We start from the raw sequence: 15,161 nt of genomic DNA on the forward strand, positions 1-15,161 counted from the left end.
AGGGGCGTTTGTTACAGCTTAGAAGCGCTCACGGCTTAGGCATCTGCGGCCTTGGCTGCGGCTTCGATCTTGCGCGTAATGTACCACTGCTGCGCAATGGACAAGACGTTGTTGACCACCCAGTACAGCACCAGACCTGCAGGGAACCAGAGGAAGAAGAAGGTGAAGATGATTGGCATCATTTTCATAACCTTGGCTTGCATCGGGTCCGGCGGAGTCGGGTTGAGCTGCTGCTGAATAAACATGGTGGCGCCCATGATAATCGGCAGGATAAAGAACGGGTCTTTAATCGACAGGTCAGTTATCCACAGCAACCAAGGGGCTTGGCGCATTTCTACGCTTTCCAACAAGGTCCAGTAGAGCGCCAGGAATACCGGCATCTGTACCAAAATAGGCAAGCAACCACCCAGTGGATTGATCTTCTCCTTTTTGTACAGCTCCATCATGCCCTGGGACATTTTTTGCCGATCGTCGCCAAACTGCTCTTTCAGTGCTGCCAGCTTAGGCGCCACGGCCCGCATACGCGCCATGGACTTGTAGCTGGCGGCAGACAGTGGGAAGAAGATCAGCTTGATGATCATGGTCAGAACGATGATCGACCAACCCCAGTTACCCAGCAGGCTGTGGATATGTTCCAGCAACCAGAAGATCGGCTGAGCTAGGAACCACAGAATGCCGTAGTCGACAGTCAGCTCAAGACCTGGAGACAGGGTTTTCAGATGGCCTTGTAGCTTCGGGCCGGCATATAGAATTGCACTGGTTTCACCCTGAGCGCCGGGAGCAACCTGAATGGCCGGGCCGGTAAAGCCGACAATGTAGTTGCCTTGGCTGTCTTTACGGGTCTGTACTTGGTTAGTGCTGTCTTTGCTTGGAATCCAGGCAGTGACGAAGTAATGCTGTAGCCAGGCAACCCAGCCTCCTTGAACAGTTTCTTTGAAGGCTTGTTTGTCGATGTCTTTCATCGACACTTTTTTGTACGGCTCTTCGCTTGTCCACAGTGCACCACCGAGGTAGGTCGCTGTGCCAGTTGCCGTGGTGGACGATGGATCATCACTGCCATCGCGCTTGAGCTGGGCAAACATGTTGCCGCTCCAAGCTTGAGCGCTCTGGTTGTCGATCAGGTAGCTGACGTCTATCTGATAAGAAGACGGATCCACGCAACCAGGTTTCTTCAGCAACTGCTCTTTGGCCGAACATTCAGCGTTCAGGCCGCGCTTGAAGGTGAAGCGCTTGATGTAATTAACGCCATTTTCGCTGAGCGTGAGATCAACCTGCAGTTGATCCTGACCATCGGCCAGCTCATAGCTTTTTTGCGCGCTGCTCCACAGGGCACGACCGCTGGATTTGTCCGGTGCATTGCTGCCGATCAACCCACTTTGTGCCAGGTAAGTGCGCTCGCCGCCGTTGTCGAACAGCTGGAACGGTACATCTGGACGGTCTTGACGACGCGGGTATTGCGGCAGACGCAGTTGCACCACATCACCACCGCGCGGGTCGATGGCCAGATCCAGCACATCGGTCTTCACCCGAATCAGCTCATCGTTGGCTGCGGTGGAGACAGCACTGATTGCGCTTGGTTCAACCGCAGTCGTTGCGCTCGGAATATCGTCGCCGCCAGCTGAGTTTGAGTTCGCAGTGGTTGTATCTGGCAAGCCAGGTACCGTGCTGCTAGTCGCGGCAATTTCAGTCGGCAGGGCAGTTTGACCGTAATCCTGGTTCCACTGAAGAACCATCATATAGGACACGATTGCCAGGGCGACGATCAGGATCGAGCGTTGAATATCCATGATTATTCGGCCATCGAAGAGGAACGGGAGGTTTTCGCGGGGGGAACCGGGTCGTAGCCACCGGGATTCCACGGATGGCATCGGCCCAGCCGACGCAGAGTCAGCCAGCCACCGCGCATGACACCATGGTGTTCAATGGCTTCAAGCGCGTAGCAAGAACAACTTGGGTAAAAACGACAGTGGCTGGCCATCAAGGGGCTGATGGCATAGCGGTAAAACTGGATGGGCAGCAAAACCAGTTTACGCATGGGGACTGTCTTTCCCCCCGGGTGTTGCAACGGCTTCCGGGCTGGGCTTGCTGCGTTCGAGGCGTTTCCAAAGTTTACCAAACTGGCGTGCCAGCTCAGCATTGTCCAGATCACCAAGGCCTTTGCGCGCCACCACTACGATGTCCCAACCGACCAAATTATCTTGGTTCTGCCGGAACGATTCGCGGATCTGGCGTTTCAGGCGATTGCGTTCAACCGAGAGCTTAACGCTCTTCTTGCCGATCACTAGCCCCAAGCGGGGATGACCAAGCTCATTGTTGCGCGCTAGCAGCAGGACATTTTTGCCCGGAGTTTTGCCGTTAGGGGAGTCGAAGACTGCCTTGAATTGTCGGGGGTTAGCAGACGCTTTTCCCGACTGAAGTCTCGACTCACCACAATACCGAAATTTAAACGGCGAGACGCTTACGGCCTTTGGCACGACGACGCTGCAGAACAGCACGGCCGCTCTTGGTAGCCATACGAGCGCGGAAACCATGAGTGCGAGCGCGTTTGATAGTGCTGGGTTGGAAAGTACGTTTCATGATGCGGTACCTGGGTGGTCGACTACGGGCCGGAATGGCCCCCGTTTTAAGAGACCGGGGATTCTAGAGAAACCCGAGGGTCAGGTCAATTTCAAACCATGCTTTCCTGCATAAAGAAATATAGAGAAAAGAATATTTAAAGATCTTTTGTAGTGTTAGTAACTCTTAGTAAGCCACTTATCTGTGCATAAGTACCTGAAGCGCAAACGATTCGGGCTGTTCAGCCAAGGGTAAGTCTGTCGAAAAGACGTGTTGCAACTGTGCGGAAGCAGCGCACAAGCTGGGGACGGAATGCCATTTTACCCACAGGGTGGTTTTCCACTGGGTTTACCCCTGGCTTATCCCATGAGCTTGTATAAGGTTATCCACAGAGCTTATTGGCCACCTCGATCTAGCCTTGTGTGTCGTTAACAGCCTGATTTTCCTTGTGGATCAGCAAGGTTACATGTGGATAACTCAAGCCCCGACAGCTACAATGGCGCCTGCTTTTTTGCCTCGCGCCTTTCGATTTAGGGGATGTCCGTGTCTGTGGAACTTTGGCAGCAGTGCGTCGAGCTTCTGCGCGATGAGCTGCCTGCTCAGCAATTCAACACCTGGATCCGTCCGCTGCAGGTCGAAGCCGCTGGCGACGAACTTCGCGTTTATGCGCCCAATCGTTTTGTGCTCGACTGGGTCAATGAAAAGTACCTCAGCCGCCTGTTGGAGTTACTCGCTGAACGGACCAACGGTATGGTGCCTGCGCTCTCCTTATTAATAGGCAGTAAACGCAGTTCAGCGCCGCGAGCGGCTGTTGTCAGTTCGCCACCGGTAGCGCCCACACCTGCCCCTCAACCTGCGCCAGTCCCTAAGTCGACCACCACAGCGGCGCCTGTAGCGACAGAACCTTCGCGCGCCAGTTTTGATCCTATGGCCGGCGCTGCGAGCCAGCAGGCTCCTGCCCGTACCGAGCGTACGGTGCAGGTTGAGGGCGGGCTGAAGCACACCAGTTATCTGAACCGCACGTTTACCTTTGATAACTTTGTCGAAGGTAAATCTAACCAACTGGCGCGTGCTGCGGCCTGGCAGGTGGCGGATAATCCCAAGCACGGTTACAACCCGCTGTTTCTTTATGGTGGCGTAGGCTTGGGTAAAACCCACTTGATGCATGCGGTGGGCAACCACCTGCTGGCGAAGAACCCGAATGCCAAGGTGGTGTACCTGCATTCCGAGCGTTTCGTAGCGGATATGGTCAAGGCGTTGCAGTTGAATGCGATCAACGAATTCAAGCGCTTCTACCGTTCGGTGGATGCACTGCTGATCGATGACATTCAATTTTTCGCCAAGAAAGAGCGTTCCCAGGAAGAATTTTTCCACACCTTCAACGCGTTGCTCGAAGGGGGTCAGCAGGTGATTCTCACCAGCGACCGTTACCCGAAAGAAATCGAAGGGTTGGAAGAACGTCTCAAGTCGCGTTTCGGTTGGGGCCTTACGGTAGCCGTCGAGCCGCCTGAGCTGGAAACCCGCGTCGCCATTCTGATGAAGAAGGCTGACCAGGCCAAGGTCGACTTGCCGCATGACGCCGCCTTCTTTATTGCCCAGCGCATTCGCTCCAACGTGCGTGAACTGGAAGGTGCTTTGAAACGGGTGATTGCCCACTCGCACTTCATGGGGCGCGACATTACCATCGAGCTGATCCGTGAGTCGCTCAAGGACCTGCTTGCTCTACAAGACAAGCTGGTCAGCATCGATAATATTCAGCGCACGGTCGCCGAGTACTACAAAATCAAGATTTCCGATCTGCTATCCAAGCGTCGCTCGCGTTCGGTTGCGCGTCCACGGCAGGTGGCCATGGCCTTGTCGAAAGAGCTGACTAACCACAGCCTGCCGGAAATTGGCGATGCATTCGGTGGCCGTGATCACACGACGGTATTGCATGCATGCCGTAAGATTGCTGAACTTAAGGAATCCGACGCGGATATCCGCGAGGACTACAAGAATTTGCTGCGTACGCTAACTACCTAACTACGCAACTCCACTAGGCAAGGGACTAGACCATGCATTTCACCATTCAACGCGAAGCCTTGTTGAAACCTCTGCAACTGGTCGCCGGCGTCGTGGAACGCCGTCAGACCTTGCCGGTTCTCTCGAATGTTCTGCTGGTGGTTGAAGGCCAGCAGCTGTCATTGACCGGTACAGACCTTGAGGTTGAACTGGTCGGGCGCGTCACGCTGGAAGAGCCTGCTGAGTCCGGTGAAATCACCGTACCGGCACGCAAGCTGATGGACATTTGTAAGAGCCTGCCCAGCGATGCTTTGATCGACATTCGTATTGATGAGCAGAAGCTACTGATCAAGGCGGGGCGCAGCCGCTTCAGCCTGTCGACCCTGCCCGCTAATGATTTCCCGACTGTTGAAGAAGGCCCAGGCTCGCTGACCTTCAGCCTGGTGCAAAGTAAATTGCGTCGTTTGATCGAGCGCACCAGCTTTGCTATGGCCCAGCAGGACGTGCGTTATTACCTCAACGGTATGCTGCTGGAAGTGCAGACCGGGATTCTTCGTGCAGTCGCCACTGATGGTCACCGCTTAGCCATGTGTTCGATGGACGCTGCCATCGAGCAGGTTGAACGCCACCAGGTCATCGTCCCGCGCAAAGGTATTCTTGAGATGGCTCGCCTGCTCACTGAGCAGGATGGCAGCGTGAGCATCGTCCTCGGCCAGCACCATATCCGTGCCACCACAGGTGAATTCACCTTTACCTCGAAACTGGTCGACGGCAAGTTCCCTGATTACGAGCGTGTGTTGCCACGCGGTGGCGACAAACTGGTTGTCGCTGATCGCCAGGGTCTGCGTGAAGCGTTTAGCCGTACTGCCATTCTGTCCAACGAGAAGTACCGTGGTATTCGTCTGCAGCTAGAGTCTGGCTTGCTAAAAATTCAGGCCAATAACCCTGAGCAGGAAGAAGCCGAAGAAGAGATCGCCGTCGACTACAACGGCAATGCGTTGGAAATCGGTTTTAACGTCAGCTATTTGCTCGACGTACTGAGCGTGATGACCACCGACCAAGTTCGTTTGATTCTTTCTGATGCCAACAGCAGTGCCCTGGTTCAGGAAGCCGACAACGATGATTCGTCCTATGTCGTTATGCCGATGCGTCTGTAACTGCTGAATGTCCCTTACTCGCTTCACTGTCACCGCGGTGCGTAATTTGCACCCGGTGACCCTCTCCCCCTCCCCGAGAATCAATATCCTTTCCGGCGACAATGGAAGCGGCAAAACCAGCGTGCTTGAAGCGATTCATTTGCTGGGTCTGGCCCGCTCATTTCGTAGCATTCGCTTGCTTCCGGTTATTCAATACGATCAGCCTGCCTGCACCATCTTTGGTCAGGTGCAGATGTCTGATGGCCGGCAAAGCAACCTCGGCGTTTCTCGGGATCGTCAGGGTGAGTTTCAGATTCGTATCGACGGGCAAAATGCACGTAGCGCTGCGCAACTCGCAGAAACCTTACCGCTTCAGCTGATCAACCCTGATAGCTTTCGTTTGCTTGAAGGCGCGCCGAAGATCAGAAGGCAGTTTCTCGATTGGGGTGTGTTCCACGTGGAACCTCGTTTTCTACCCGCCTGGCAGCGGCTGCAGAAGGCCCTGCGTCAGCGAAACTCATGGCTGCGGCATGGTACACTTGACGCCGCTTCACAGGCGGCCTGGGACCGTGAATTGTGCCTGGCCAGCGACGAAATTGACGGTTACCGGCGTGCCTATATTCAGGCCCTGAAACCGGTTTTTGAGCGCACCCTGAATGAGTTAGTCGAGCTTGAAGGTTTGACCCTTAGTTACTACCGCGGATGGGATAAAGACCGTGAGCTCAACACAGTGTTGGCCACTACCCTTCCCCGCGATCAGCAATTGGGGCATACCCAAGCGGGTCCTCAGCGCGCCGATTTACGGCTACGGCTGGGGGCGCACAATGCCGCCGAGATACTCTCACGCGGCCAGCAGAAGTTAGTTGTATGTGCCTTGCGCATTGCGCAGGGCCATTTAGTCAATCAGGCCAAGCACGGCCAATGCATCTATCTGGTGGATGACCTGCCGTCAGAACTGGATGAACAGCATCGACGTGCCTTGTGCCGATTGTTGGAAGACTTGCACTGCCAGGTATTTATCACCTGTGTAGACCATGAATTGTTGAGGGAAGGCTGGCGCACGGATACGCCAGTTGCCATGTTCCACGTGGAACATGGTGGCATTACCCAGACCCACGACCACCGGGAGTGAAGGCATGAGCGAAAACCAAACGTACGACTCCAATAACATTAAGGTCCTCAAGGGCCTGGATGCCGTACGCAAGCGGCCTGGTATGTACATCGGCGATACCGACGATGGCAGCGGTCTGCATCACATGGTGTTCGAGGTGGTCGACAACTCGATTGACGAGGCGTTGGCTGGGCATTGCAGTGAAATCACCATCACCATCCACCCGGATGAATCCATCAGTGTGCGCGACAACGGCCGCGGTATTCCGGTGGATATCCACAAGGAAGAAGGCGTTTCAGCTGCTGAAGTGATCATGACCGTGCTGCACGCAGGCGGTAAGTTCGACGACAACAGCTATAAGGTCTCCGGCGGCCTTCACGGCGTAGGTGTTTCCGTCGTGAATGCATTGTCCAGAGAGTTGGTGATGACCATTCGCCGCGCTGGCAAGATCTGGGAGCAAACCTACGTACACGGCGTCCCGCAGGCGCCCATTGCACCCGTGGGCGATAGCGATACCACCGGTACGCAAATTCACTTCAAACCGTCTGAAGATACCTTTGCCAATATCCATTTCAGCTGGGATATCTTGGCCAAGCGTCTGCGCGAATTGTCGTTCCTCAACTCCGGTGTGGGTATCTTCCTTAAGGATGAGCGCAGCGGTAAGGAAGAGTTGTTCAAGTATGAAGGCGGTCTGCGTGCCTTCGTTGAATACCTCAACCAAAACAAGACAGCAGTTAACCAAGTATTCCACTTCAGCATTCAGCGTGAAGATGGCATTGGCGTCGAAGTGGCGCTGCAGTGGAACGACAGCTTCAACGAAAACCTGTTGTGCTTCACCAACAACATTCCCCAGCGTGACGGTGGTACCCACCTGGCGGGCTTCCGCTCGGCGTTGACGCGTAACCTGAATGCTTATATCGAGCAGGAAGGCCTGGCCAAGAAGCACAAGATCGCCACCACCGGTGATGATGCGCGCGAAGGCCTGACAGCGATTATTTCGGTTAAAGTTCCAGACCCAAAATTCAGCTCGCAGACTAAAGACAAGTTGGTTTCCAGCGAAGTCAAAACAGCGGTCGAGCAGGAGATGGGCAAGTATTTCTCTGACTTCCTGTTGGAAAACCCCAACGAAGCCAAGCTCGTGGTTGGCAAAATGATTGATGCTGCGCGTGCTCGTGAAGCGGCGCGTAAAGCCCGTGAAATGACTCGTCGTAAAGGTGCGCTGGATATCGCCGGCTTGCCAGGCAAACTGGCTGACTGCCAGGAGAAAGACCCTGCCCTTTCCGAACTCTACATCGTGGAAGGGGACTCCGCGGGCGGTTCTGCTAAGCAGGGCCGTAACCGCAAGACTCAGGCGATCCTGCCGCTCAAAGGCAAGATCCTCAACGTCGAGAAAGCCCGTTTCGACAAAATGATTTCCTCCCAGGAAGTTGGCACCCTGATCACGGCTCTGGGTTGCGGTATCGGCCGCGATGAATACAACATCGACAAGCTGCGCTATCACAACATCATCATCATGACCGACGCCGACGTCGACGGTTCGCACATCCGTACCCTTCTGCTGACCTTCTTCTTCCGTCAGCTGCCGGAGCTGGTAGAGCGTGGTTACATCTATATTGCCCAGCCGCCGCTGTATAAGGTTAAGAAGGGCAAGCAGGAGCAGTACATCAAAGACGATGAGGCCATGGAGGAATACATGACTCAATCGGCCTTGGAAGACGCCAGCCTGCACGTCAACGAAAGCGCCCCAGGCCTGTCCGGCAGCGCGTTGGAAACCCTGGTCAACGATTACCGCCTGGTGATGAAGACTCTCAATCGCTTGTCGCGTTTGTACCCGTTGGAGCTCACCGAGCACTTCGTCTACATCCCGCGTGTCGAAGCCGAGCAATTGGCAGATAAAGAGGCCATGGAGCATTGGCTTGGTCTGCTCGATGCGCGCCTGAAAGGCATGGAGAAGTCGGGCCTGGTGTACAAAACTAGCCTGCACGAAGACCAGGAACGTCACGTATGGTTGCCACAGGTTGAGTTGGTGTCGCACGGTGTCTCTAGCTACATCATTTTTAACCGCGATTTCTTCGCCAGTAATGACTACAAAACCGTTACCACCCTCGGTGATCAGCTCAATAGCCTGTTGGAAGACGGTGCCTATGTGCAGCGCGGCGAGCGTAAGAAAGCTGTAACTACCTTCAAAGAGGCGCTGGCCTGGTTGATGGCAGAAAGCACTAAGCGTCACAGCATTCAGCGCTATAAAGGTCTCGGTGAAATGAACCCGGATCAACTCTGGGAAACCACCATGGACCCCGAAGTGCGCCGCATGCTCAAGGTGCGTATTGAAGACGCGATTGCTGCCGATCAGATCTTCAACACCTTGATGGGCGACGCTGTAGAGCCACGTAGGGACTTTATTGAGACCAACGCACTGGCGGTATCCAATCTAGACTTCTAACTTTTTGTCGACGGGCAGGTTAATTGTCATGATTGTGCGAGTTATTGTCATGATGAAATCTGCCACTACCCCGGCCTAGCGCCGGGGTTTTTCTTTCTGGATCAGTGCTTTAGATGCAGCTTAGTAATGTCCAGTAAGCGACTTCTGTAGTGAAGCTACAGGGCAAGCCCGGAAAATCTCGTTTTGAGAGTGCAAAAATCTGGGAGTTTTTGGGAGTGAAAGACGCGCGGCAATTAGTGCCGATCAAAACAGCGTCGCCCATCAGCCCCCAAAATGGTGATGGGGAGTCGAGTGCGACTCGCTTGCGGGTTCATTAAAACGAACTGCATGCTGAGCCACCCTGCTGTAGGTGGGCAAAGTTAATCGTCGTTTCGGCCAAAGTTATATGCTCTAAAAGAAAACCCCTGCTGGCTAATGACCAGCAGGGGTTTTCATTTTTGCGTTCAGGCAACCAGCGTTGGCTGGTGGTAAAGAGAGGTCAATCCCTTGAGGCCTCGGCGGAATCAAACCAACTGTCGTCTGCTTCCAATTCCTTAGCTTTGTTCTTACCGACAACGGCTCTGGCAATTCGCCGCATGTGAGAACGCATTACGGTCTTATCGAATAGCTCTTGGTACTGCACTTCGATCACTTCGAAATCCGTATTTAACAGCTCTTGCCGGATCTGCCGATCCTTCACCGCAGTTTGAGCATTACCGTGTAGGTGACTGCTCATACCATCGAGATAGATGCAGACCCCATCGTACTGATCATTGGGCTCGTGGAAATAGACATCCGGACGAGTCACTACTCCACCTGAAAGCTCAATGGGTCTTTCGGTTTCGAAGTTCGTCAGTCCAGCGGATTTCAACAATGCAACTAGCTGTTGTTCCGGTGCATTTCCCGGTTGCTGGATCAGTGTCTCATCAGGCAGAACAGGTGCGATGTCATGGCCAAAGCGCAGCCCATCACCCCATTCGCGCAAGTACTCTAGGGCCGTATGCCGGTTAAGGTTGTTGTGATAGAACGAGTTACGGAAGTGTTGGAGGCAGTCCACGCATGAGGTGTCACAGGCCGCAGGGCACCCTTCAACTAGACCTCGTGCTGCTGCTACGACTTGTGGCCAGTGCTCAAGCACCTGCTCCAGCAAACCAGAACCTCCTGGCATTGGGTCATAGAGCAAAGCATCAACCATCTCGCTAGCAGGCTTGCCGAACACTTGTACCTGGAGGTCAGATATCTCCATGTCCAACACTTCCGCTGCTCCTTGACGGAGAGCCTCCATCAAGCTGTAGGCTACCTCCTGTGAGGCGCAATTAGGCAATAGCAAAGCATCCGCTACGACTTCGGCATAGAAGCTGATGTTTTGGGTTGGGCTACCACATCGCTCCTGGTGCAGCTCACTGAAAGTATCCAGCTCTTTCTGCGTGCTCATTGGTGAGCGACTGGCACCACATACCAAACACAACGGATAGCCGAGCAATCCGCCAGATTTCACTTGGCTAGATGCCCCTACGTTGACCAGCCGCATATGCATGCCTCGCTTCAGGTGTAGCAGGCTGTTGCCCCACTCATAGGCTGCACCGCCTGAGTGTCGCCCCTGATCCTGACCAAACACAGCTACGGGCATCTGGAATCGATAGTCTTCATCATCCGAGATATAGGAGTGGTGAGGTGCATCCACATCACATACAGCTACGCCAAGAATGTGTGTGGCCCCCATCGATTCAACCTGGCTTTCTGCTTTCTTCGCAGCTCCACCAGTTTCCTGGATGGCTCCATTTCCCACATCCACCGAGAACACCAGAGGTTCTTCAGGCACAAGGTGAAAGATGCGCGGCACGAACTTATGGGCATTGGCATAAATTAGATTGCCAGGCACATATTCACGCACAGCCAAAGCGCTATTACGGCGCAGCTCCCAGTCGGAAATATCTGAACCAAAACGGGGGGCTACATGGGTCAGCGTCACAGCCCCTGTATCTAGTCCATAGCCGGGGAGGAAACCTTCAGCAGCCAGAACGCCATAAGTATTGGTCTCATCCACCCCTTCCGCCTGGGTTTTGTTGCGCTTAGCCTCTCCTTTGAGTTTTTTTACTAAGCGTTCGCAACGGCCACGCAATGCCTCTTCGTCAGCATCTAGAGCGCCTTTGTTGGAAGCTACTTTACGTAAGCGTTCCAGCTGGTTCAGCGCCCACTGCAAACGCTGAAACAGGCGATCAACGACCCCCTGCAATTGATCGGAAAAACTGTCGATGATTTCTTCAATACGGGCATCATCCACGACCTCTAGGTCGCTACGTGGCCAGCCCTGATTGAAAGCTGCCAGCACCGCTTGGCGCAAAGTGTCCTGATGTAGAACTATTTGAGCTTGTAGCGAATGAACCGAGAACGGCTTATCGCGTACATACCCTTCAGCGGTAAACAGGTAGGGTTTGATCTGGCTTGGTAAACAATCACGCAGCGCATTGGTTAGAGCATCAAGGGCCAACGGGGGTAGTGATTGCTCACGCAGCATTTTGAATAGCGTGGTCAATACGGTGGCATGAACATGCTTGCCAACCATGACAGGGTTACGCAAATTGAAACTAGGAGGCTCAACTAGACCCTCAAGCATTTTCAGAGGGTCGTTAAAGTAAGCTCGATCATGGCTGGTAGGTCGTGCATAGGTGATATCTAGGGCCATGCGGAATTGGCGTCCTGCACGCCCAGCACGCTGCCAGTAATTGGCAGGGAGTGGTGGTACGTTACGCATTAGTACCGCATCCAGAGCCCCAATGTTGACCCCCATCTCAAGTGTCGGGGTACATACCAGGGTATTGATCCTCTCGTTGTCGCCTTTGAAGGCATTCTCGATCCGTTCGCGCTCTGGGCCGGGAATCTGAGCAGAGTGCTCGCGGGCTCGCAGCATGGCGAACTCCTGATCCAGCAAGAGAAGGTCATAGTTGTCAGGGTTTTCCGGTTCAAAGGCTAACTTGCCTTTGCATCGCCATGCCATACACGACATGCCGGGGTTTGCGCGGGTATGCAGCCGGCGACAGGTTTGGCAACGATACATGCCCTCACCCGGCACGAGCATCAGGCGATCCACGTCGACCTGGACGCTACCATGGCACCCTGGGAGATTCTTGTCCCGAGCACCCTTGAGCTGGACACTGGCCAGTACCTCCAGGTCTTTTGTGCATAGATTCCAGACATCGCGCAGGAAAGGCTCTACATCATCTGTGTGGACACCCCAGGCCAGGGCGGCTTGTTGGGCGACACTTCCATAGCTGCTGAACCACTGCTTGATACGTCCAGCTTCGTGCTGACCATCACGTTGGAATACCAGTGCTTCGGGAACCCCCTTCATAGAAGGTAGATAGCCACGCAATACTTCTTTCTCGCCATCTAACCAGAACTTGGAGTAGGCCCGAGTTACCGTATCGAAGACCATACGCCGCGAACGTGCCGCATCAAGCAGAGAAGCTATGCCATCGGCTAACACATCAGCTTTACAACCGAGGCGGTTAGCCCACTTTAGAATTACCGGCAATTCGGCATCGAGGCCTTGATAGGCAATCTTCAGGCGCCCTAGTGGTTCCAGGCCAGTGCTTTGCCGGGCTCCCATAGTTAGTTCGCGGATGATCTGTATACGTAGAAACCACTTGCGCTCCTCGCCATGTGCCAGGCCGGTTTGCGACTTGGGTTCGACCCGCCATACTTCAGGAATCAATGCCCGTGAAAGCTCGTCATCCGCATCCAGATACCGATCCAACCATAGGGTTAGATCGCTTAGAGAAATCGCGCCTTCACGTAGTTTTTTGTAGATCAGCTCGCGCAAGCGATATCGCCGTGAGCGATCCTGCATCCAGCCAGCCTGAAAGGCTGCATCTTGTCGGTTGTCAGCGAATACCAACAGACGCCGACGTTCCGCCCGATGAATCATGCTTTGCGCTAATACATGCACATCCGCCACGCCAGTGGCACGTACTGGCCTAGCAGGTTCACGATAGGCACCAATAAAACGTCGACCATGAGCGCCACAAGAGACACAGCGCGTTAGCTTGCCGATGTGCTCTTCTTTCTGTTGGACGAAATACAGCGGCTTGAACGTTTTCTTTCGTCCGCAACCAATGCATTCAGCAAGCTGTTGATCATGAGAGGTACCGCAATAGCGGCAGACGAATAGGGTCTCGGTACGACTCGGTTCTTCCTCACCATCACCGCCGACTTGATGGTCTAGCGACAAGGCGCGCACACCGCCTAGGTTGATATCAGTTGCTCGCCAGACCCGCGCTTTGCCCTCAGCAGAGCCACCTCCCGGAGAGTCGGCAGTGAAGTTGAAGTCTTCCAGTCCATGCTCGAAATAGTGCTGACCGCAGGTGGTACAGGAGGACAGCGGGAAACGATGGAGTTCTTCAGTTTCATTTAATGCATCTTCGGCAGAAAGCCAGAGTTTGGCCTCCGTGCTGTTGTCCGGAAAAGTTACTACGGCACCACTGACACCCCGAACAAAGCCATGCACCACAGGGCGTAGCAAAGGACGCTCGCCACTACGCGCAGCAGCACCCAACGCAAGCCAAATGAGGATTTCTTCCTCTGTGACGGGGCGTCCCAGTGTCTGCCCCAACCGCTCCAACAAAGCATCAATTCGTTGCGGACGACGCAAGGTTTCAGCTACCTGATAAACCACTTCGTTGTGGCTTAGCCACTGGTGCAAGGCTTCGCGCCAGTTGTCATCGGGCATACGGGTACCGCTGGTACTCTGGAACCAAACGCGGAAGGACTGAATATCTGCCGCTGTTGCCTCCGCTCGATCCACCTGACTCAGCATCTGCATGACGGTCTTAAGTTGAACGGCCTGGTCGCCATGGAAGGGAGCGCTGACTGAGCGCGGCTCTCCCCAAAGATCGTCCTCGTAAGACTCTCCTACTAGTTCGACTTGGTTGCCATCAACACCGAAGAAGCGACTGGCAAACTCGCGCCCTGCCTCTAGGCCTTGTTTGGGGTCGGCTATGGTGGCGGAGGTAGCAACGCAAGTAGTGCTATGTACGTCCTTGCCGCAATAAGCCCGAAGGCGACGGATTAGGCACGCTGTTTCGGCACCGTTGGCACCGGTAAAGGTGTGTGCTTCGTCGAATACCAGAAACTCCAAACGGGCGTTGTCGAATAACTCCAGATCATGCTGTCGTGTCAGCAGCAGCTCCAGCTGCTTGACGTTGGTCAGCAAAATGCGCGGCTGTTGGCCTGAAGTACGCATCGCCTCGCGACTAACACGCTCCTCAGCTGGGTGCAGGGCCACATCCATTTTCTTCTGCTGCATTTCTGCCAGCTTGTTGCGGTAGTCCACTACCGTACTGCCGGGAGCAAGACGTACCCCATTTACCTCAGCATCGGTACGTGGTGTCTTACCCACATACATACCGAAGGTCACACCAGTGCCTACCAATAGCTCGCGCATGCGTTGCAACTGGTCTTCAGCTAAGGCGTTCATTGGGTAGACGATTACTGCTGTAATACCCGCCTCAGTGTCGTCGTCTCGCAGTTGCAAGCAACGGCTGATAATTGGCAGTAAGAAGGACTCCGTCTTGCCCGAGCCGGTACCGGTAGCCACCAGAGTGGTTTTACCGGTATGGAGGGAACGGAAGGCCTGCTCCTGGTGGAGGTAGGCCGAGGGGTATGGCGAAAGCTGCTTTATATGAGGATGCAGCACCCCTTCGCTGACAAGCTGATCCAGGCTGGCACCTTTCATGAAAGTGCGTGACAGAGAGATGTACGGGCCTTTCAGCAGTGGTGTATTGCGCGACTGCTCCAGGTTGAGCAGCTCGCGCATTTGCCGATACAGGCTTTCATCAGCCAAGGCATAGGTGCTGAGTTGGTAGCGCAAAAAGTCGCTGACCACGTCCTCGGTATAGGTAATGGGGTTGAGCATCAGAACAGCGCTCCCTGCGAT

8 protein-coding genes and 1 pseudogene are annotated in these 15,161 nt (G+C 54.4%); 4 read left to right on the forward strand and 5 right to left on the reverse strand.

Going from position 1 to position 15,161, the window contains the following annotated elements:
* Positions 1–35: 35 nt before the first annotated feature.
* From yidC to rpmH, 4 genes and pseudogenes are all read right to left on the reverse strand, one after another.
* Positions 36–1,787, reverse strand: a complete 1,752-nt coding sequence (yidC, locus tag ACEPAJ_RS21910; RefSeq protein WP_425917903.1) for a membrane protein insertase YidC — start codon at positions 1,785–1,787, stop codon at positions 36–38.
* A gap of 2 nt (positions 1,788–1,789) precedes the next feature.
* The gene (gene yidD, locus ACEPAJ_RS21915) at positions 1,790–2,035 is read right to left on the reverse strand and encodes a membrane protein insertion efficiency factor YidD (RefSeq protein WP_274088516.1); all 246 of its coding nucleotides are present in this window, start codon (positions 2,033–2,035) and stop codon (positions 1,790–1,792) included.
* Positions 2,028–2,428, reverse strand: a pseudogene (gene rnpA, locus ACEPAJ_RS21920) (ribonuclease P protein component). Before rnpA ends, yidD begins: the two are co-directional and overlap by 8 nt.
* Before the next feature lie 14 nt (positions 2,429–2,442).
* Positions 2,443–2,577, reverse strand: a complete 135-nt coding sequence (gene rpmH, locus ACEPAJ_RS21925; protein WP_090240950.1) for a 50S ribosomal protein L34 — start codon at positions 2,575–2,577, stop codon at positions 2,443–2,445.
* A gap of 522 nt (positions 2,578–3,099) precedes the next feature.
* Between rpmH and dnaA the strand changes: the two genes are divergently transcribed.
* Genes dnaA through gyrB form a run of 4 tightly spaced genes read left to right on the forward strand, consistent with a single transcriptional unit; the run spans position 3,100 to position 9,247 of the window.
* Complete coding sequence (gene dnaA / locus ACEPAJ_RS21930) at positions 3,100–4,578, forward strand: chromosomal replication initiator protein DnaA (protein WP_425917906.1); 1,479 nt, start codon at positions 3,100–3,102, stop codon at positions 4,576–4,578.
* Between the two features lie 32 nt (positions 4,579–4,610).
* Positions 4,611–5,714: a DNA polymerase III subunit beta gene (gene dnaN / locus ACEPAJ_RS21935; protein ID WP_425917908.1), complete on the forward strand. Its 1,104-nt coding sequence runs from the start codon at positions 4,611–4,613 to the stop codon at positions 5,712–5,714.
* A 7-nt stretch (positions 5,715–5,721) separates the two neighbouring features.
* Entirely contained in the window at positions 5,722–6,825 is a 1,104-nt protein-coding gene (gene recF / locus ACEPAJ_RS21940; protein ID WP_425917910.1) for a DNA replication/repair protein RecF, read from the forward strand.
* Positions 6,826–6,829: 4 nt separating this feature from the next.
* Positions 6,830–9,247 carry a DNA topoisomerase (ATP-hydrolyzing) subunit B gene (gene gyrB, locus ACEPAJ_RS21945; RefSeq protein WP_425917912.1) on the forward strand — a complete coding sequence of 806 codons (2,418 nt, stop codon included), beginning with the start codon at positions 6,830–6,832 and terminating at the stop codon, positions 9,245–9,247.
* Between the two features lie 478 nt (positions 9,248–9,725).
* Here gyrB and ACEPAJ_RS21950 read toward each other — a convergent pair whose 3' ends face one another.
* Positions 9,726–15,140: a DEAD/DEAH box helicase gene (locus ACEPAJ_RS21950; protein WP_425917914.1), complete on the reverse strand. Its 5,415-nt coding sequence runs from the start codon at positions 15,138–15,140 to the stop codon at positions 9,726–9,728.
* Between the last annotated feature and the right edge of the window lie 21 nt (positions 15,141–15,161).

The sequence above is a fragment of the Pseudomonas sp. GWSMS-1 genome, from assembly GCF_049847425.1.
In the GTDB taxonomy this organism is placed as follows: Bacteria; Pseudomonadota; Gammaproteobacteria; order Pseudomonadales; family Pseudomonadaceae; genus Aquipseudomonas.